The 16,370-nt window shown below is 69.7% G+C and carries 12 protein-coding genes; 6 read left to right on the top strand and 6 right to left on the bottom strand.

Annotated features, from left to right (window positions below):
- Positions 1–82 precede the first annotated feature (82 nt).
- Positions 83–1,072 carry a UDP-glucose 4-epimerase GalE gene (galE, locus tag JG540_RS08190; protein WP_200275250.1) on the top strand — a complete coding sequence of 330 codons (990 nt, stop codon included), beginning with the start codon at positions 83–85 and terminating at the stop codon, positions 1,070–1,072.
- Between the two features lie 327 nt (positions 1,073–1,399).
- On the opposite strand, the gene JG540_RS10430 is transcribed toward galE, so the two are convergent.
- From JG540_RS10430 to JG540_RS08180, 3 genes are all read right to left on the bottom strand, one after another.
- On the bottom strand, positions 1,400–1,621 hold the full coding sequence (locus tag JG540_RS10430; RefSeq protein WP_234042761.1) for a hypothetical protein: 222 nt from the start codon (positions 1,619–1,621) through the stop codon (positions 1,400–1,402).
- Between the two features lie 2 nt (positions 1,622–1,623).
- Complete coding sequence (locus JG540_RS10425) at positions 1,624–2,334, bottom strand: LCP family protein (RefSeq protein WP_234042759.1); 711 nt, start codon at positions 2,332–2,334, stop codon at positions 1,624–1,626.
- A 499-nt stretch (positions 2,335–2,833) separates the two neighbouring features.
- On the bottom strand, positions 2,834–4,096 hold the full coding sequence (locus JG540_RS08180; RefSeq protein WP_200275248.1) for an LCP family protein: 1,263 nt from the start codon (positions 4,094–4,096) through the stop codon (positions 2,834–2,836).
- 90 nt (positions 4,097–4,186) lie between these two features.
- On the opposite strand from JG540_RS08180, the gene JG540_RS08175 reads away from it, so the two are divergent.
- Positions 4,187–5,059, top strand: a complete 873-nt coding sequence (locus JG540_RS08175) for a glycosyltransferase family 2 protein (protein WP_234042757.1) — start codon at positions 4,187–4,189, stop codon at positions 5,057–5,059.
- A 73-nt stretch (positions 5,060–5,132) separates the two neighbouring features.
- Here the strand turns inward: JG540_RS08175 and JG540_RS08170 are convergent, their stop codons facing one another.
- Together JG540_RS08170 and JG540_RS08165 are read right to left on the bottom strand one after the other, a co-directional pair.
- Entirely contained in the window at positions 5,133–5,516 is a 384-nt protein-coding gene (locus tag JG540_RS08170) for a DUF2304 domain-containing protein (protein ID WP_200275244.1), read from the bottom strand.
- Positions 5,517–5,554: 38 nt separating this feature from the next.
- Entirely contained in the window at positions 5,555–6,274 is a 720-nt protein-coding gene (locus tag JG540_RS08165; RefSeq protein ID WP_234042756.1) for a glycosyltransferase family 2 protein, read from the bottom strand.
- 171 nt (positions 6,275–6,445) lie between these two features.
- Here JG540_RS08165 and JG540_RS08160 point away from each other — a divergent pair, with 171 nt between their 5' ends.
- The 3 genes from JG540_RS08160 (at position 6,446) to JG540_RS08150 (ending at position 10,150) form a co-directional block, all read left to right on the top strand.
- A complete protein-coding gene (locus tag JG540_RS08160) occupies positions 6,446–8,593 on the top strand; it encodes a DUF6541 family protein (protein ID WP_200275241.1) in 2,148 nt (715 codons plus the stop codon).
- 137 nt (positions 8,594–8,730) lie between these two features.
- Positions 8,731–9,768 (top strand): helix-turn-helix domain-containing protein, encoded by a 1,038-nt coding sequence (locus JG540_RS08155; protein WP_200275240.1) that lies wholly within the window; start codon positions 8,731–8,733, stop codon positions 9,766–9,768.
- Positions 9,761–10,150, top strand: coding sequence for a hypothetical protein (locus tag JG540_RS08150; RefSeq protein ID WP_200275239.1), 390 nt, complete (start codon positions 9,761–9,763; stop codon positions 10,148–10,150). The genes JG540_RS08155 and JG540_RS08150 overlap by 8 nt, the downstream gene beginning before the upstream one ends.
- Positions 10,151–10,440: 290 nt before the next feature.
- On the opposite strand, the gene rfbB is transcribed toward JG540_RS08150, so the two are convergent.
- Complete coding sequence (rfbB, locus tag JG540_RS08145) at positions 10,441–11,436, bottom strand: dTDP-glucose 4,6-dehydratase (protein ID WP_200275238.1); 996 nt, start codon at positions 11,434–11,436, stop codon at positions 10,441–10,443.
- Between the two features lie 1,181 nt (positions 11,437–12,617).
- On the opposite strand from rfbB, the gene JG540_RS08140 reads away from it, so the two are divergent.
- Positions 12,618–16,262 carry an N-acetylmuramoyl-L-alanine amidase gene (locus tag JG540_RS08140; protein ID WP_200275237.1) on the top strand — a complete coding sequence of 1,215 codons (3,645 nt, stop codon included), beginning with the start codon at positions 12,618–12,620 and terminating at the stop codon, positions 16,260–16,262.
- Positions 16,263–16,370 lie beyond the last annotated feature (108 nt).

The following is a 16,370-nucleotide window of genomic DNA, read 5'->3' as shown; positions in this document are numbered from 1 at the left end:
GGGAGCTGCGGGTGGTGGGGGCGGGGCACGAGAACCAAGTTCGTTATTGTTCGGATCTGGTAGCGAAAGGTAGTATTAGGGCATGAGCATTCTTGTTGCTGGAGGCGCTGGGTACATCGGCGCGCACGTGGTCCGTCTGCTGCTGGAGCGTGGGGAGCAGGTCGTAGTGGTTGACGACTTCTCCTACGGCTCACCGAGCCGGGTGGAGGGGGCCACGCTGGTGGAGCTGGACGTGGCCACGGGCGAGGCTGCCAGCACCCTGGCCGGGGCTATGGAGCAGCACGGGGTGACGGCGGTCATCCACTTCGCGGCGCGCAAGCAGGTGGGGGAGTCGGTGGAGCGCCCCGCCTGGTACTACCAGCAGAACGTGGGTGGCCTGGCCAACATGCTGGCGGCCATGGAGCAGGCGGGGGTCAAGCAGATGATCTTCTCCTCCTCCGCCGCGGTCTACGGCATGCCGCCGGTGGAGGTGGTCCAGGAGGACATCGACTGCCGCCCCATCAACCCCTACGGGGAGACCAAGCTGATCGGCGAGTGGATGATGGCGGACTGCGAGCGGGCCTGGGGCCTGCGCTGGGCGGGGCTGCGCTACTTCAACGTGGCGGGCTCCGGCTGGGACGACCTGGGGGACATGGCCACCCTGAACCTGATCCCTATGGTCCTGGACCGCCTGGCCAAGGGTGACACCCCCAAGATCTTCGGCACTGACTACCCCACCCCGGACGGGACCTGCATCAGGGACTACATCCACGTCAAGGACCTGGCCGTGGCGCATATCGCCGCCCTGGACTACCTGGCTGGTGGCCGCGACATGGAGGAGCACGTCTTCAACGTGGGCACGGGCCAGGGCTCCTCGGTGCGCGAGGTGGTCTCCAAGGTCATCGCCGCCACCGGCCTGGACGTGGAGCCGGAGGAGCTGCCCCGCCGCGCCGGTGACCCGCCGCAGCTGATCGGTGACGCCTCCCGCATCGGGCGGGTGCTGGGCTGGCAGGCGCAGTACGACCTGGACGACATCGTCTCCTCCTCCTTCGCCTCCTGGCAGGCGGACCCGGCCCGCCCGCACCTCGCCTAGGCGGTCACTGCCACTGCACAGCGACGACGGCGGCGGCTCGCTCCGGTACAGGAGGGGCCGCCGCCGTCTGCTGTGTGGCGATCCCGCGCAGAAGTGGGCGGTGATACCTGTTGAGCGTCGTGGAGGGGTGCTGGGAGGGCGATCCCACGCAGGCGCGGGGTGGGCTGGGTGGTGGTCTGTCACTGGTGGAGGACCAGGAGCTCCCGAGCGGACCGCCGATCCTTCAACTACCGCGTAATCAAGCCGAAAACTGCTCAGGCTTAGCAGCAGGGAGGTGTTCTAGGCCTCCACCAGTGACAGAATGCACCCGCCCCGGCGGCGGGCTCCTCAGGGCTGCTGCTGGAAGTCCTCCTTGGTGAGGGTGCCCTGGCGCAGCTTGGCAAAGAACTCCGGTGCGGTGGTGTCCTCCAGCAGCACGGCCGAACCGATGCCCCCAGGCTCAAAGTCCAGTGACTCGATAGGTGGCGCACCGCTGAGCTCCTTGCTGGAGGAGGAGCGGAAGGCCAGGAGCATCTGGGTCAGGGACACCACCCCGGCGTCCTCGTCCACGGTCAGGGCCCCGTGCCCGCCTCGACCAGGGAGTCCTGCCCGGATGGGGAGGCCAGGACGCCGGGGGAGGCGGCCTTACGCACCAGCTTGGAGATGACGCTGCGCTGGCGGCTGGCCCGCCCGATGTCCCCGCTGGGGTCGGACTTGCGCATACGGGAGTAGGCCAGGGCCTTGGTGCCGTCCACCTGCTGGCACTCGCCCTGGGCGGTGTCCCACACCAGCCCGGAGTCCTGGTCCTCGACGTCGTAGTCCAGGCACAGCTCCACCCCGCCGACGGCGTCGACGATCTCCTGCACCCCGGCCATGCCGACCTCGGTGTAGTGGTCCACGGTTAGGCCGCTAAGCTCCTCAACCGTCTCCACCAGCAGCGCCCCGCCCCCGTAGGAGTAGGCGGAGTTGATCTTGTCGCCGCCGTGCCCAGGGACCTCCACATAGGTGTCGCGGGGCAGGGAGACCAGTGCGGCGGTGCCGTTAGGGGCCTTGTGCAGCAGCATGATCGAGTCGGCGCGGGCACCCTCGGTGCCGTCGTCCAGGGAGCCGTCGGCCCGGGAGTCGGAGCCCACGATCAGCCAGGTGTCCCCAGGGGTGCCAGGGGCCCCGGAGAGCACGTCCACCCGGTTCAGGGAGGAGTTGACCTGCTGCCACAGCAGGGCCGCCCGGGCGGTGGCCAGCACCAGCAGCACCACCAGGGCCAGGAGCAGGGCCCGCCGCACGGGGTGGCGCCTGCGCCTGCGGGTGGGGCGCGCAGACGCCGGACGGGGCTCCTGCGGGGGGAGGCTACGGCGGGCGGGCTCTGTGTACCCCCGGGGGCCGGGGGCAGGGTGGGGCTGCGGCGGCAGGGTCCGCGGTTGACCAGCCGGCCAGGCCTGGGTCGCGGGTGGGGATGCAGGCAGCACGGAGGTGCGCTGGGGCTCATCCAGGTCTGCGCCGTACGGTTCCGGTGCCACGCTGCCCAGGGACCTGATGCCGGAGCCCTGGCGCACCTGCGGGCCAGCCGGGGCGGCGGGGTCGCGCAGTGCCCGGCGCACCGGCAGCTGCGGTCCACCGCTGGCACCCTGCCTGGGGGCACGGCTGGGGCGGGCTCCCTGCTGCGGGCCGGGCCTGGGGGCGCCAGTCGTCTCGCCTAGGGCGGGGGAGTCCTGGCGTCGGTGCGACCGCTGCCTAGGAGGCAGGCCCTGGGGGTCTTCGAGTCCGCTCATAGGCGTGGGGCGCTCACTTGCACTGGGCCGCCGGGTTGGGCTCGGTGGCCGGCGCGGGGGCCTGGTCCTGGTTCTCAGGTACCTGGGTGGCCTCCGGCTCCTCCGTGGCCTGGGGAGCGGTGCTGTCCTCGGGGGTGGGGGTGTTTACCGTCCCGTCACCCTGGGCAGACACGGTGGAGGAAGGGACCGGCTCGTCCTTCTTGAGGGCCTTCCACACGCGGTTGGCGTCCTGGGTAGGCACCAGCCGGTTGGGGTCCCAGGGGGCCTCGGTGGTGGGCAGGGCGATGAAGTTGATCTTGTCCATGCCGACGTCGGAGACGCTCTTGGCCAGTCCCGCCAGGGTGCTCAGGGAGCCGATGCCCTTGGAGACGGTCAGGGTGCTCAGCCCGGCGGAGGCGAAGGAGTACAGGTCGTCCAGGTTGGTCAGCAGGTTCTTGGAGACGGCGGCACGGATCATCGCCCCCATGAGGTTCTGCTGGCGCCCGATCCGGCTCGTGTCAGAGCCGTTGCTGACGCCGTGGCGCACGCGCGCGTACTGCAGCGCCTCCGCCCCTGACATGTGGTGGCAGCCCACGGAGAACTGGGCGCCCGTGTAGTGCGGGTCGTCGATCTCCTCGGTGACGTAGACGCCGACGCCGTCCAGGGCGTCCACCATGCGCTCCAGGCCGGAGAAGTCCACCACCACGAACTCGTGGATGACGATGCCGCTCATGGCCTCGACCGTCTTGATGGCGCAGGCGGCACCCAGGCCGATCGCCGTGGTGTCCGTGCCGGTGCCCGCGCCGGTGGCGAAGGCCTGGTTGAACATGGTGTCGTCCTGCGGGGCGGAGCTCGTCTTGTCCCGCAGGGTGCAGCTGGGGATCGACACCAGGGTGTCGCGGGGGATCGAGACGACGTCCACGCGGCTGCGGTCGGCGGACAGGTGCATGACCATCGCGGTGTCCGAGCGGGCCACCGCGACCTCCTCAGAGCCCTGGGAGCCGTCCACGTTGTTGCTGCCGGCCCGGGTGTCCGAGCCCAGCACCAGGATGTTGACTGCCTGCCCCTTGTAGGCGTCCTTGGAGCCGTTGTCGGCCCTCTCTGAGCCGAGCAGCGCGGCCAGGTCCACGGTACGGACCTTGGACTGCAGGTCGTGCAGCGCGAATGCGGCCCCGGAGGTCAGGAAGAGCACTACGGCTAGCGCGGCCAACCCGATCCGTCTCGGCAGGGAGGTACGCGGGTCACGGTCTGCGTGGCGGTAGCGCCGGTTCCTAGGTGCTGGCACGTGCTCGATCATAACCAGGACTGTCGTACCCCGGGTGTGGGCTCTGCCTCGGCTAGGCTTTTGCGCGTGGGGCAAGTATCACGACCGCAGGGAACCGCAGGCGTGCCCGGGACGAAGGGCACAGACGCGCCTGTCCGCGTCGTCACCGTCGCCTACAACCCGGGTGAGGAGCTGGCGCACTTCCTGGACTCGCTGGAGCAGGCCACCACCCGGCCGCTGCACGTGGTCATCGCGGACAACGGGCAGCAGCACGAGCTGGTTGACGCGCTGGCCGCCCGGCACGGCGCGCAGGTGGTGCGCGACGGGCACAACCACGGCTACGGCGGCGGAGCGAACCGCGGTGCCGCAGACCTGACGGAGGACTGGCTGGTGGTGGCCAACCCGGACCTGGTGTGGCGCCCCGGCAGCCTGGACGTGCTGATAGACACCGCGCTGGCCCACCCGGAGGCTGGCTGCCTGGGGCCCCGGATCCTCAACACGGACGGCAGCGTGTACCCCTCGGGGCGGCAGCTACCTTCCCTGTTCAAGGGGGCGGGGCACGCGGTGCTGGGGCGCGTGTGGCCCGGCAACCCCTTCTCCAAGGCCTACCACGGCCTCAACCAGGACACCGTGCACGCCGTGGGCTGGCTCTCGGGGGCCTGCCTGCTGCTGCCCGCAGAGGTCTGGCGCGCGCTGGGCGGCTTTGACGACGGCTACTTCATGTTCTTTGAGGACACCGACCTGGGGGCCCGGGTAACAGCCTTAGGGCGCCTGAACCTGCAGGTGCCCCAGGCCGTCGTCGTCCATGAGCAGGGCGCCAGCTGGAAGGCCCGCCCGGAGCGGATGATCCGGGCCCACCACGCCTCGGCCCGCCGCTACTTCCACCGCGCCTACCCGGCCTGGTGGCAGGCGCCCGCGCGCTGGGCGGTGGACGCCGGGCTACGGGTGCGGGAGCAGGCGGAGGTGCGGCGGTCCCAGAAGCCCAGGAAGAGTTGAGTCTGCCTGCGGGCGGGGCTCAGGATCGCCGGTGCAAGTCAGGCCTCGCTGCTGCTGCCTCCACCTACCCGGCCTACGCGTCACCGGACCTCGGACCCCGCTCGGTGGGGGGCTCGGCTGGAGCCGGAGCGCCGTCCAGGGCCACCCGCCGGGCCAGGCGCGTCAGCTGCCGCTCCAGGGCGGCGTTGCGCCGGAAGGAGGAGAGCATCTGCACCAGGAAGGCCACCACCAGGGCGTAGAGCAGCAGGTCCGTGCCCCGGCCCACCCCCACCAGGTGCGCCAGGTGGCCGGTCAGGCTGGGGAAGATAATGGTCACGACGGCGAAGACCACGAAGGCCAGGGTCACCAGGCGCCGTCCTGCCAGGTGGCGGTCCCCGCCGGGGGAGCGCAGAAGCATCCAGCCCACCAGGCAGACGGCGGTTATCAGGATGGTCTGGATGACGATCTGTGGGCCCAAGGTGGCCTCCTCTCAAAGCATGTGGACTGTCTGCCCGGTCAGGAGAAGACCAGGTCCACCAGGATGTTCACCGAGTTCCACAGGGACTGCCCCTTGGCCTTGGAGTAGTCCGTATACGCGATCTGGACTGGGTGCTCCCGCCACGGCAGCCCGGTACGCGCCAGCTGGTTGATGATCTCGGAGGCGTGGGCCATCCGGTTCTGGCTCAGCTCCAGCCGGGCCATGGCGTCCCGGCGTAGTACCCGCAGGCCGTTGTGCGCGTCGGTGAGACGCATACCCGTGCTGCGGGAGGACACCCAGGTAGCCGCACCCAGCACCGCCCGCTTCGCCAGGCTGACCTTGGTGCTGCCGTCCAGGAAGCGGGAGCCCAGCACGAAGCCCAGGTCCTCGCTGCGGGCAGCCTGCACCATGGCGGCGGCGTCCTGGACTCTGTGCTGCCCGTCAGCGTCGAAGGTGACCGCGTAGCGGGCGTCAGTGCGCTCCAGCAGGTACTGGAAACCTGTCTGCAGGGCCGCTCCCTGCCCCAGGTTGATGGGGTGGCGCAGCACCGTGGCCCCGGCCAGGCGGGCCTGCTGCACAGAGTCGTCCTGGGAGCCGTCGTCCACCACTACCACGTGTGGGAAGACCTGCCGTACGGACTCCACGACCTTACGGATCACCGGCCCTTCGTTGAACAGGGGGATGACCGGCCAGGCGTCATCCAGTGGCGGGGCCGACGTCGGGGCCTGCGCCAAGGGAGCGTCAGAGTGGTGAGCCACCTGGGCATTGTCGCACAGCGCCTCCACACGGCCCCCGCCGGGGTGTCGGCACCACCGCATATCATGACGGCGTCCGCGGCAGGCTGCCCGCGCCCCCGCCCGCTGCGGCTCCCGGCCGGTGCCTGCCCTGAGCCTGACCGAGCAAGCCGACCGAGCAAGGAGCCTGCGCGCATGACCTCACGTCTGTGGCCCACCGAGGCGCTGCGGGCCCTGGGGCCCCTGTTCGCCCGCGCCGTGATCGCCCCGGCTGCCGGGGTGGCGCTGCTGGCGCTGGTCCTGGGGGCCGGAGGCGCCCCGGAGAGCTCCTGGTGGGCGACGGTCCCGGTGACGGTGGCCGCGGTGGTGGGCCTGCTGCTGCCCGGCTGGTTGGTGGCCCAGGCCTGGGGGCTGCGTGGTCTGACCGCCGCCGGGGCCGCGCCAGCGTTCACCGGCGGGCTGGTGACCCTGGCGACCCTGCTGGCGCCGCCGCTGGGGTGGGCCTGGGAGCGTGCCCAGCTGCTCACAGGGCCCTTCGGCTGGCTGTGGGGGCTGGCGGTGCTGCTGGGGCTGGCCACCCGCCTCCTGCCCGCGCCGCCGGAGGCGCCCAGCCTCCAGCCAGAGCCCCTGACCCGGGCTGGGCGCCTGCTGGTGGGAGGGGCGCTGGCGCTCGCGGTCAGCCTCACGGGCCTGCCCGTGCTGCGGGCCACCGGCTCCCTGGACTCGCCGCTGCAGGCCTCCGACGCCGTCTACCACCTGTCGGTCACCGCCTTCATCCGGGCCGAAGGCGACGCCAGCCCCTTTGGGGCCACCGCCCCCATGTACGACGGGGACCGCTTCTACTACCCGAGCCTGTGGCACGCTCTGGCGGCCCTGCTGCCCGGCAGCGTGGTGGCGGGTGCGAACGTGCTGGTGCTGGTGCTGGCGGCGCTGGTCTGGCCGTTGGGGATGGCCGCCCTGCTCCGGGAGGTGCTGGCCGACCGTGACGGCGCGGACCCGGCCTGGGCCCAGGCTGACGGCCTTTGGCTGGCTCTGGGCGTGGCGTTGTCGGGCTCGGTGGTCTCGGTGCTGCTGCTGCTCACCAGCGTCTGGCCCTACGCCCTGTCCGTGTGCCTGCTGCCCGGCTGCCTGGCGCTGGTGCAGCTGGCCTGCCGCCCGGGGACCTTGGGGCTGCGGGGGCGCAGCCGGGCGCTGGGGCTGCTGGGCCTGGCTGCCCTGGGGGTCGTGGGGGCGCACGGTACCGGGGCCTTCAACCTGCTGGTCCTGGCCGGGCCGCTGGTGCTGGCGGCCCTGACCGCCCCGGTGGGTCGCCTGTGGTGCCGAGGCGGGCGGGGGCGGCTGGTGCTCGGTGGCCTGGCAGCTGGGGGGCTGGTGCTGCTCGCGGCGGGCGCCTGGCTCATGCGGGACTCCCTGGCCTCGGTCTTTGGCTACGAGCGCCCGCCGGGGAACATCCCGGAGACCCTCTACGCGGTGGTCGCGGACCACCCGCTGCTGGCCACCTTCACCCCTTACGTGCCCGGCAATGCCCTGGTGTTCCTGCTGGCGGCCGGGGCGGTGGGGGCTGGCTGGCGCGCCTGCGCGGTGCTGCGCCGCTGGGCGGTGGGCACGGGGCTGGCCCTGGTGCTGCTGCTCCTGGCTGCCGGGACCCAGTGGCCGCTGCGGGTGCTGGCGGGTCCCTGGTACACCCAGCGGGCGCGCCTGATGGTGCTGGTGAGCATCGGCCTGCTGGTGCTGGCGGTGCTGGGGGCCCAGGAGCTGGCCCGGCGCTGGCAGGGGGTGCCTGGCTGGCGTGCGGCTTTGACCACCCCGCCCGGGCGCCTGCCCCTGGTGCTGCTGGTGCTGTCCCTGGTGCTAGCGCCCGCCTGGCGCTGGGGCCTGCGCCAGGAGGTGGTGGCCGCCGTCCACGACCCGCAGCGGATCTCCTACGGCACCATGCTCTCGGCCGACGAGCTGGCGCTTCTCCGGCGCGCCCCAGGGCTGCTGCCTGAGGACGCCGTCGTGGTGGGCAACCCCTCCAACGGCAGCGCCTACCTTTGGAGCGTGGCCGGGGTACGGGTGGTCTACCCCTCCCGGCTGGTGCCCTGGAGCGAGGAGCTGGCCTGGCTGGGGGAGCACCTGCACGAGCTGGGTAGCAACCCGCAGGTCTGTGAGGTACTGCGACGGCGGGGCGTGGCCTACTACTACTCCGACGACGCCCCCGCCGACGGCGCCACGGGGGGCGGCCGCCAGCCCCTTTGGGGGCCGCACCTGGAGGAGGTGCCCCGCGAGCACCTGGAGCTGGTTGGCTCGGCGGACTCTGGCGGGGGCACCGCCGCCCTGTGGCGGATCACCGCCTGCGGCTAGCCCAACGCCCCGCCCCGGGGCAGGCTGGCCACGGCCGCGTCGCAAGACGGCCTCCCACCCCCAGCGGTTGGTCGGGGAAGTGAGGCAGGCAGCCGTTCTGGTTGCCACTGTCGCTCATGTGTGTGAAAATCACACACATGGGGACTGTCAAGGACTTTGCAGAGCTCGGTGCCCGAGTCAGGCAGGTGCGCATGGGCGTGGGACTGGACCAGAGTGAGCTGGCAGGTGCTTGTGGCCTGGAACGCAGCGCGCTGTCCAGGATCGAGTCTGGATACAGGAAGGTCTCGGCTCTGGAGCTCTCCAGGATCGCGGAGGCGCTCAAGGTCTCTCTCGTGGACCTGGTAGCTGTCCCTGAGCCGGATGTGGTCGCGGCGCGTAAGCCAGTAGGTGAGGGCGCGACCCCCAAGGAGCGGAAGGAGTTTCGCGCCGAGCTGGAGCTGGACCGGGCCTGGCGGGACCTGTGCCAGCTCCGGGAGGCGGGGCTCATCTCTCCCGCTCAGTTGTCCTTCGGTGGGCAAGGGGTGTCTAGCCGCGAGCAGGCCCAGCAGACGGCCCGAGAGGTGCGCAGCTTCCTCGCTGCGGGTGATGAGCCGCTTGAGGGCATGGCAGACGTCGCCGCTGAGGTAGGTCTGTGGATCCGCACCACGAAGGCTGACATCGACGGCGTCTCCATGACCCCGGAGCCGGGGCTCGGGGTTGCCCTGGTGTACGAGGGGCTTGACCCGGGGCGGCGGCGAGCCACCGTGGCGCACGAGATCGGTCACCACGTCTTTGGGGACACCTATGAGGCGGCCGGGCACTACAACCGCCCGGCGGAGGGGGAGCGGCTTGTTGACGACTTCGCTGCCGAGCTGCTTCTACCTCAGGCCGCAGTAAGGAAACTGCAGGAAGTGTCCCGGGACGCCCTGGTGGATCTGGCCGCCAGCTACCGTGTCTCCTGGTCACTGGTCATTAAGACGGCAAGGATTCTAGGCCTGGACCTGTCGCAAGTAGAGGCGGGTATGAACCCGGCTGACGCGGACTTCCTGCGGGTAACGGGAGCCTTGCCGGGGGAGGACGTGTGCCCGCCAGGGCTGGCTCGGCCCTGGATCAAGGCCTGTGCCACGGCCTTGGAGCAGAACCTGATCACCCCGGCCCGGGCCTCTGAGATGACGGCTGGGGTGCTCCGTGGCTGAGAGGCCGTTTGTCTGGGACGCCACGGGCCTGCTGTACGCGATCGCCTGCGGTCGCCTGGACTGGCTGCTGGATGCGGCTGGGCGGGGCCGTCACCATGTGGTTCCGCTGAAGGTGGCTGAGGAGCTCGCGCGCAAGGGCATGTCGTTCCCGGACGGCCAGATGGAGGTGCGGGACCTGGAGGACCTGGATGACATCCTGCTGCTGGCACACTGGCAGAAGCTTATGGGGGTCAGGGGCGAGCACAATGCAGGAGAGGCCTGGGTGGCTGCCCTGGCCCAGTCCCTGGGCGGAGTAGCGGTCGTTGACGACCAGAAGGTCCGTAAGGTCATAAGGCGCAACAAGGCTGACCTGGCGGTACACGGGGTCCTGTGGGCGATCTAGCGGGGCGTGGTAGAAGGCCGTGCCCCTGGTCCTCAGGCCTACAGCGGGCTGTGTGACCAGATGCTTATTGCGTCCAAGAATGGTGTTGGTGGCTTGCGGTGGCCGTTCGTGCCTGGGGGATACCCGGGCTGGTACGACGAGCACCGTGATGAGCTGATGCGGCCCTAGCCTTAGAAAGAGCCAGTGGCCAGGATGGGGACGTCAAGGGGGCAGCCGGTTCTAACCGGCTGCCCCCTGAGGTCTAGGTGCCTGGGCGTGCTGGAAAGGCCCAGGCACCTAGCAGGCCAGGGTCACTGGCCCTGGGCGGCGTACTTGGCCTCGACCTCGGCCTTCAGCGGGCGCCACCAGGCCTCGTTGGCCCGGTACCAGTCGATGGTGGCCTGCAGGCCGGAGCGGAAGTCGGTGAACTTCGGCTCCCAGCCGAGCTCGCTGACCAGCTTGGAGTTGTCGATGGCGTAGCGCATGTCGTGGCCGGGGCGGTCGTTGACGTGCTCGTAGTCGTCCTTGTCGAAGCCCATCAGCTCCAGGATGAGCTCGACGACCTCCTTGTTGTTCTTCTCCCCGTCCGCCCCGATCAGGTAGGTCTCGCCGATCCGGCCCTTCTCGATGATGTCCCAGACGGCGTCGTTGTGGTCCAGCACGTGGATCCAGTCGCGCACGTTCTCCCCGGCGCCGTAGAGCTTGGGCCTCACGCCGTCGATCAGGTTGGTGACCTGGCGGGGGATGAACTTCTCGATGTGCTGGTAGGGCCCGTAGTTGTTGGAGCAGTTGGAGATCGTGGCCTCCACCCCGAAGGAGCGCACCCAGGCCCGCACCAGCAGGTCGGAGCCGGCCTTGGAGGCGGAGTAGGGGGAGGAGGGGTTGTAGGGGGTGGTGGGGGTGAACTTGGCGGGGTCGTCCAGCTCCAGGTCCCCGTAGACCTCGTCGGTGGATACGTGGTGGAAGCGGACCTGGTGACGGCGCACCGCCTCCAGCAGGGTGAAGGTGCCCACCAGGTTGGTGCGGATGAAGGGGGAGGGGTCCCGCAGGGAGTTGTCGTTGTGGGACTCCGCCGCGAAGTGGACCACGACGTCGGCGGCGGCCACCAGCGGGTCCACCGTGTCCGTGTCCGCGATGTCGCCTACTACCAGGTTCACGCGGTCGGCGACGTCGGCCAGGGAGCCCTGGTTGCCCGCGTAGGTGAGCTTGTCCAGGACCGTCACCTGGGCGTCGGGGAAGCGGTTGAGGGTCTGGTGGACGAAGTTGGCGCCGATGAACCCGGCGCCGCCCGTGATGAGGACGTGCATGGAGCGCTCCGAATCTGCTGTCTGGATCGGTAAACCGCCTCATCATGCCACAGTACGGGTCTGCGGGGGGTCTGCTCAGCCAGGCGCAGCCTCCTGGTGTGACGCGATGGGTGGGCAGGCATTCTTCGGCAGGCAGCTGAACGACGGTAGGTTGCCTAGATGCTTGATTCCAAGGGGTGCGGGTCGGCGTGGGGGAGTGGGCGAGGGGCTCGCGCTAGCGGTGCTGCTAAGTACCAGTTTCAGGCCCCGTTGGAAGGTGGACTCATTGTGGACACCGATCTGGAGCCCCTCGCTACCGCACTGTAGGTCACCGCTGATGACCCGTTGAAGACCCGTCCCCAGATCGTTCCCGCTCGCCCACGCCCAGCGACCGCTCCCGACCATCGCTGACGCCGAGGTCCTGTCCCGGGCTGTCGTCGCACCGCTGCTGGGTGTCAATACCGAAAGACGCTTCCTCTGGGGCCTGCACCAGGCCACCGCCCCCGCCAGCCTGGGCCCTGACCGGCCCGAGCCGCGAGGAGCGCGAGGTTCTGCGCGAGATGCCTCCCCGCCCACCACCGCCCACACGATCGTCACCGACAAGGGTTACCGCTCCCACGACCCGGAGGCCGACTTCAAGGTCTGTGGCATCACGCTGCTGCGCCTAGCCGCACGAAACGAGGTCCCTCGCCCCGCCAGCCACCTCCTGCGACCCCTGCGCCACAGGACCAGGTCCGCCTGCAACGCCCTCAAGGACCAGCCCGGCCTCGAAGGCCGCAACGCAGGCACCCCCCGGCGTCATCACATGCTTTACCTATCGTATCCCGACCCTAGTAGCCACCAGCTGGCACAACGACCTAATGGGCAACCCAACCCTAAGTTCCCTGACCCCTACGACCACTAAGCGCGCCTCACCCCCGGGGTCAGTTCACCTAGGGGTGTGTAGGCGTCACCAATGATTGCTATTAGGTGTCCCTTATGTGAACATGGCGGAGCCTTGGGGGTGGCCGGATTAGTGTGCGCATTGAACCCACTAGTCACACAGGTAACAACTGCTTGGCTGGGCCCTGTGTCATCAGAATCGCTATGTGAAAGGAATGTTCATGCGAGGTGTCCACGCTGCAGCACTCCTCCTGGTTACGGCCAGCCTGACGCTGGCACCTGTCTCTGGTGCAGTTCCTCTGTCCAGGCAGACAGCCTCCATGGTCCAGCCCAGCACCCAGGCCCCGGTACAGCTCCTAGGTCTTACCGCCACGGACGGAACCGCCACGCGGATCGCCACCGACGGGCTGAGCAGCATCCAGGCGGAGGCGGTCCGTGACGAGCAGGCTACGACGCCCTCCTGCGTGCCCGACGGCACCAGCATCTGCCCTGCCTCCCTGAGCGGACTGAGCCGTATGGCAGCCGCAGATCCCGGGGAGGTGGACGAGCCGGTGGATCCGGAGAAGGATGCCACCCTGCTTACTCAGCCCCTGGAGGTTGACGACTTCATGGTGGCGGGATTCGCCTGGGAGGCTGGCGGATCCCTGCCGGAGGACGCACAGATCTACCTGCGGGTACGCGAGAAAGGCACCTGGAGCCCCTGGTTCCTCAACGAGATAGAGGACGCCACCGGCCCGGAGGGCAAGCCTGCTCTCGGCACCGGAGAGCTGGTCACTGCCGGGGCCGACGCCGTCCAGGCCTCCGTGGTCCTGAAGTCGGTCGCGCACCTGCCCACCCTCCCTAAGGGGCTCCACCTGGTGCTGGTGCCCGGTGCCCCCAAGGGGGAGCAGGAGCGCACCGCCGAGGAGCTGAAGGCCGTCGCCGCCAACCCCACGCCGGTGGCGCCTTCCGAAGAGCTGGAGGAGGAGCCGCAGGCCGTGTCCGGCACCGTCCCCCAAGGCTCTGCGCAGGAGGGTGCGGAGGCCGGAGCGGCGGACCCCGATGTCGCGCAGACCACGCGCCCGGGGACACCCGCCACCACGGGAGTTGCCGGTGGGACCAGTGCCGGCCCAGCCTCGGCGCTCGGACGGGCCGTGACCAGCGCGAGCGGGGTCCCGGTGCCCGTGTTCTCGCGCGCAGACTGGCACGCGGACGAGGAGAACATGACCTGGGTCCCGGAGTACGCCAAGGCTCAGCACGTGGTCGTCCACCACACTGCCGGCTCCAACAGCTACACGGCCGACCAGTCGGCCTCGATCGTGCGCGGCATCTACTACTACCACGCGGTCACCCTGAACTGGGGCGACATCGGCTACAACCTGCTGGTGGACAAGTACGGCCAGGTCTTCGAGGGTCGCTACGGCACCTTGTCCTCGGCGGCGGGCAGGATGGCGGTCGGCGGTCATGCCCGCGGGGTCAACACCGGCACCATGGGCATCTCCATGATCGGTGACTACTCCAGCGCCGAGCCTACAGCCGTTCAGCTGGACCGTGTGGGGGAGCTGGCGGGCTGGTTCCTGCAGCGGGCCGGAGTGCCTGACGCCCTCGGCTCCTCCGGCCTGACCTTCAGGACCACCGAGCGCTACCCGGCCGGACAGACTGTCGACATGCCTACGATCCTGGCACACCGGGACGTCGGCTACACCGCCTGCCCGGGTGGGCGCGCCTACGCCAGGATGGGGCAGATCCGCCAGATCGCCCAGAGGCAGATGAGCGGCTCGACCGGCTCCACGAACACCCGCTCCAACCACGTGCCCCCATCGGTGAAAGAGTCGGTGCGCAGTGCCTTGGCGCGCTTCGCGGCCGCGCACTCGGCGATGGTCGGGGGGGCTGCCTCCGGGCCGGTCCCGTCAGGCAAGGGTGCCTACCAGCGTTTTGCCCATGGTGTGGCGTACTGGTCTGAGTCCACGGGCGTGCAGTTCGTGGGTGAGCCGGTCCTGAGCGCCTGGGGCGGGCACGGGTGGCAGGACGGTGAGATGGGCTACCCCGTCTCGGGCGGCGCCTACGGTCCTAACGGGACGCGTCACCAGGTCTTTGAGCACGGTATCGCCTACTGGCGTACGGGAGAGCCGGTGGTCTTCCTCTCCGGTGAGATCCTCAACGCCTGGGCGGAGCTGGGTTGGGAGTCGGCCTTCTGGGGCATGCCGGTGGACCGGAAGCGTGACTCTTCTGGTGGGGGCTTCTACCAGCGTTTTGCCCATGGTGTGGCGTACTGGTCTGAGTCCACGGGCGTGCAGTTCGTGGGTGAGCCGGTCCTGAGCGCCTGGGGCGGGCACGGGTGGCAGGACGGTGAGATGGGCTACCCCGTCTCGGGCGGCGCCTACGGTCCTAACGGGACGCGTCACCAGGTCTTTGAGCACGGTATCGCCTACTGGCGTACGGGAGAGCCGGTGGTCTTCCTCTCCGGTGAGATCCTCATCGCCTGGGCGGAGCTGGGTTGGGAGTCGGCCTTCTGGGGCATGCCGGTGGACCGGAAGCGTGACTCTTCTGGTGGGGGCTTCTACCAGCGTTTTGCCCATGGTGTGGCGTACTGGTCTGAGTCCACGGGCGTGCAGTTCGTGGGTGAGCCGGTCCTGAGCGCCTGGGGCGGGCACGGGTGGCAGGACGGTGAGATGGGCTACCCCGTCTCGGGCGGCGCCTACGGTCCTAACGGGACGCGTCACCAGGTCTTTGAGCACGGTATCGCCTACTGGCGTACGGGAGAGCCGGTGGTCTTCCTCTCCGGTGAGATCCTCATCGCCTGGGCGGAGCTGGGTTGGGAGTCGGCCTTCTGGGGCATGCCGGTGGACCGGAAGCGTGACTCTTCTGGTGGGGGCTTCTACCAGCGTTTTGCCCATGGTGTGGCGTACTGGTCTGAGTCCACGGGCGTGCAGTTCGTGGGTGAGCCGGTCCTGAGCGCCTGGGGCGGGCACGGGTGGCAGGACGGTGAGATGGGCTACCCCGTCTCGGGCGGCGCCTACGGTCCTAACGGGACGCGTCACCAGGTCTTTGAGCACGGTATCGCCTACTGGCGTACGGGAGAGCCGGTGGTCTTCCTCTCCGGTGAGATCCTCAACGCCTGGGCGCGCAGCGGCTGGGAGCGTTCCCCCTGGGGCATGCCACAGGACAGGCAGAGGCCTTACCTGGACGGTGCCCAGCAGCGCTTCGCCAACGGCGTCGCCTACTGGACCCCCGCGTCAGGGGTGCGCTTCGGCCAGCCGCTGCCCGCGGGCCCTGATGCCTGGACCAGGTCCTTCCAGGCAGGCCACATCATCTCTGACGCAGAGTTCTTCCAGCCGGGCACACTGTCCGTGCAGACCCTGCGCAGCTTCCTGCACGCGAAGAACCCTCACTGCACCCCGGGGCCGGGTGGGGTCGCTTGCCTGAAGGACTACCGGGCCAGCACCGCACGGATGGACACCGCCTACTGTAAGCCCTACGAGGCTGGCACCAACGAGGACGTGGCCACCATCATCACCAAAGCCTCTGACGCCTGTGGGATCAACCCGAAGGTGCTGGTCGTCATGCTGCAGAAGGAGCAGGGCCTGGTTACGGCTTCCGGGGCGGCACTGACCACCACGCGGTACACCAAGGCCATGGGCTACGGCTGCCCGGACTTCGCGGAGTGCAACCCCAGCTACTCCGGCCTGGCCACGCAGCTGTACTACGGTGCCTCCGGGCTGGTCGAGTACGGGCAGCGTCCCGGGGCCTACAACTACCGGTCCGGGGGGACCTACCAGATCGCCTACCACCCGCGCCGTAGCTGTGGCTCCGCGCCCGTGACCATCCAGAACCGGGCCACCGCGGCGCTGTACAACTACACTCCCTACCAGCCCAACGCGGCGGCGCTGCGCAACATGGACGGTGAGGGCGACTCGTGCTCGGCCTACGGGAACCGGAACTTCTGGCGCACCTACAACTCCTGGTTCCGGCTGAGCCGGCGCTGAGAGACAAGCCACAGGCGGTACCTCGCTGAGACGTCCCGGTTGCTCGGGGCAGGGTGCAAGTGCTCACGTACGAGCCCGGCGCCGGTCCAGGGGAGGTGCCGCCTGTGG

This window comes from Actinomyces weissii, assembly GCF_016598775.1.
Lineage (GTDB): Bacteria > Actinomycetota > Actinomycetes > Actinomycetales > Actinomycetaceae > Actinomyces > Actinomyces weissii.
This window is presented reverse-complemented; position numbering and strand designations above follow the sequence as displayed.

Coding starts and splice junctions, on each gene's coding strand:
- galE (WP_200275250.1), top strand. CDS start 83: ATGAGCATTCTTGTTGCTGGAGGCGCTGGGTACATCGGCGCGCACGTG.
- JG540_RS08180 (WP_200275248.1), bottom strand. CDS start 4,096: ATGATCGAGCACGTGCCAGCACCTAGGAACCGGCGCTACCGCCACGCA.
- JG540_RS08160 (WP_200275241.1), top strand. CDS start 6,446: ATGACCTCACGTCTGTGGCCCACCGAGGCGCTGCGGGCCCTGGGGCCC.
- JG540_RS08155 (WP_200275240.1), top strand. CDS start 8,731: ATGGGGACTGTCAAGGACTTTGCAGAGCTCGGTGCCCGAGTCAGGCAG.
- rfbB (WP_200275238.1), bottom strand. CDS start 11,436: ATGCACGTCCTCATCACGGGCGGCGCCGGGTTCATCGGCGCCAACTTC.
- JG540_RS08140 (WP_200275237.1), top strand. CDS start 12,618: ATGGTCCAGCCCAGCACCCAGGCCCCGGTACAGCTCCTAGGTCTTACC.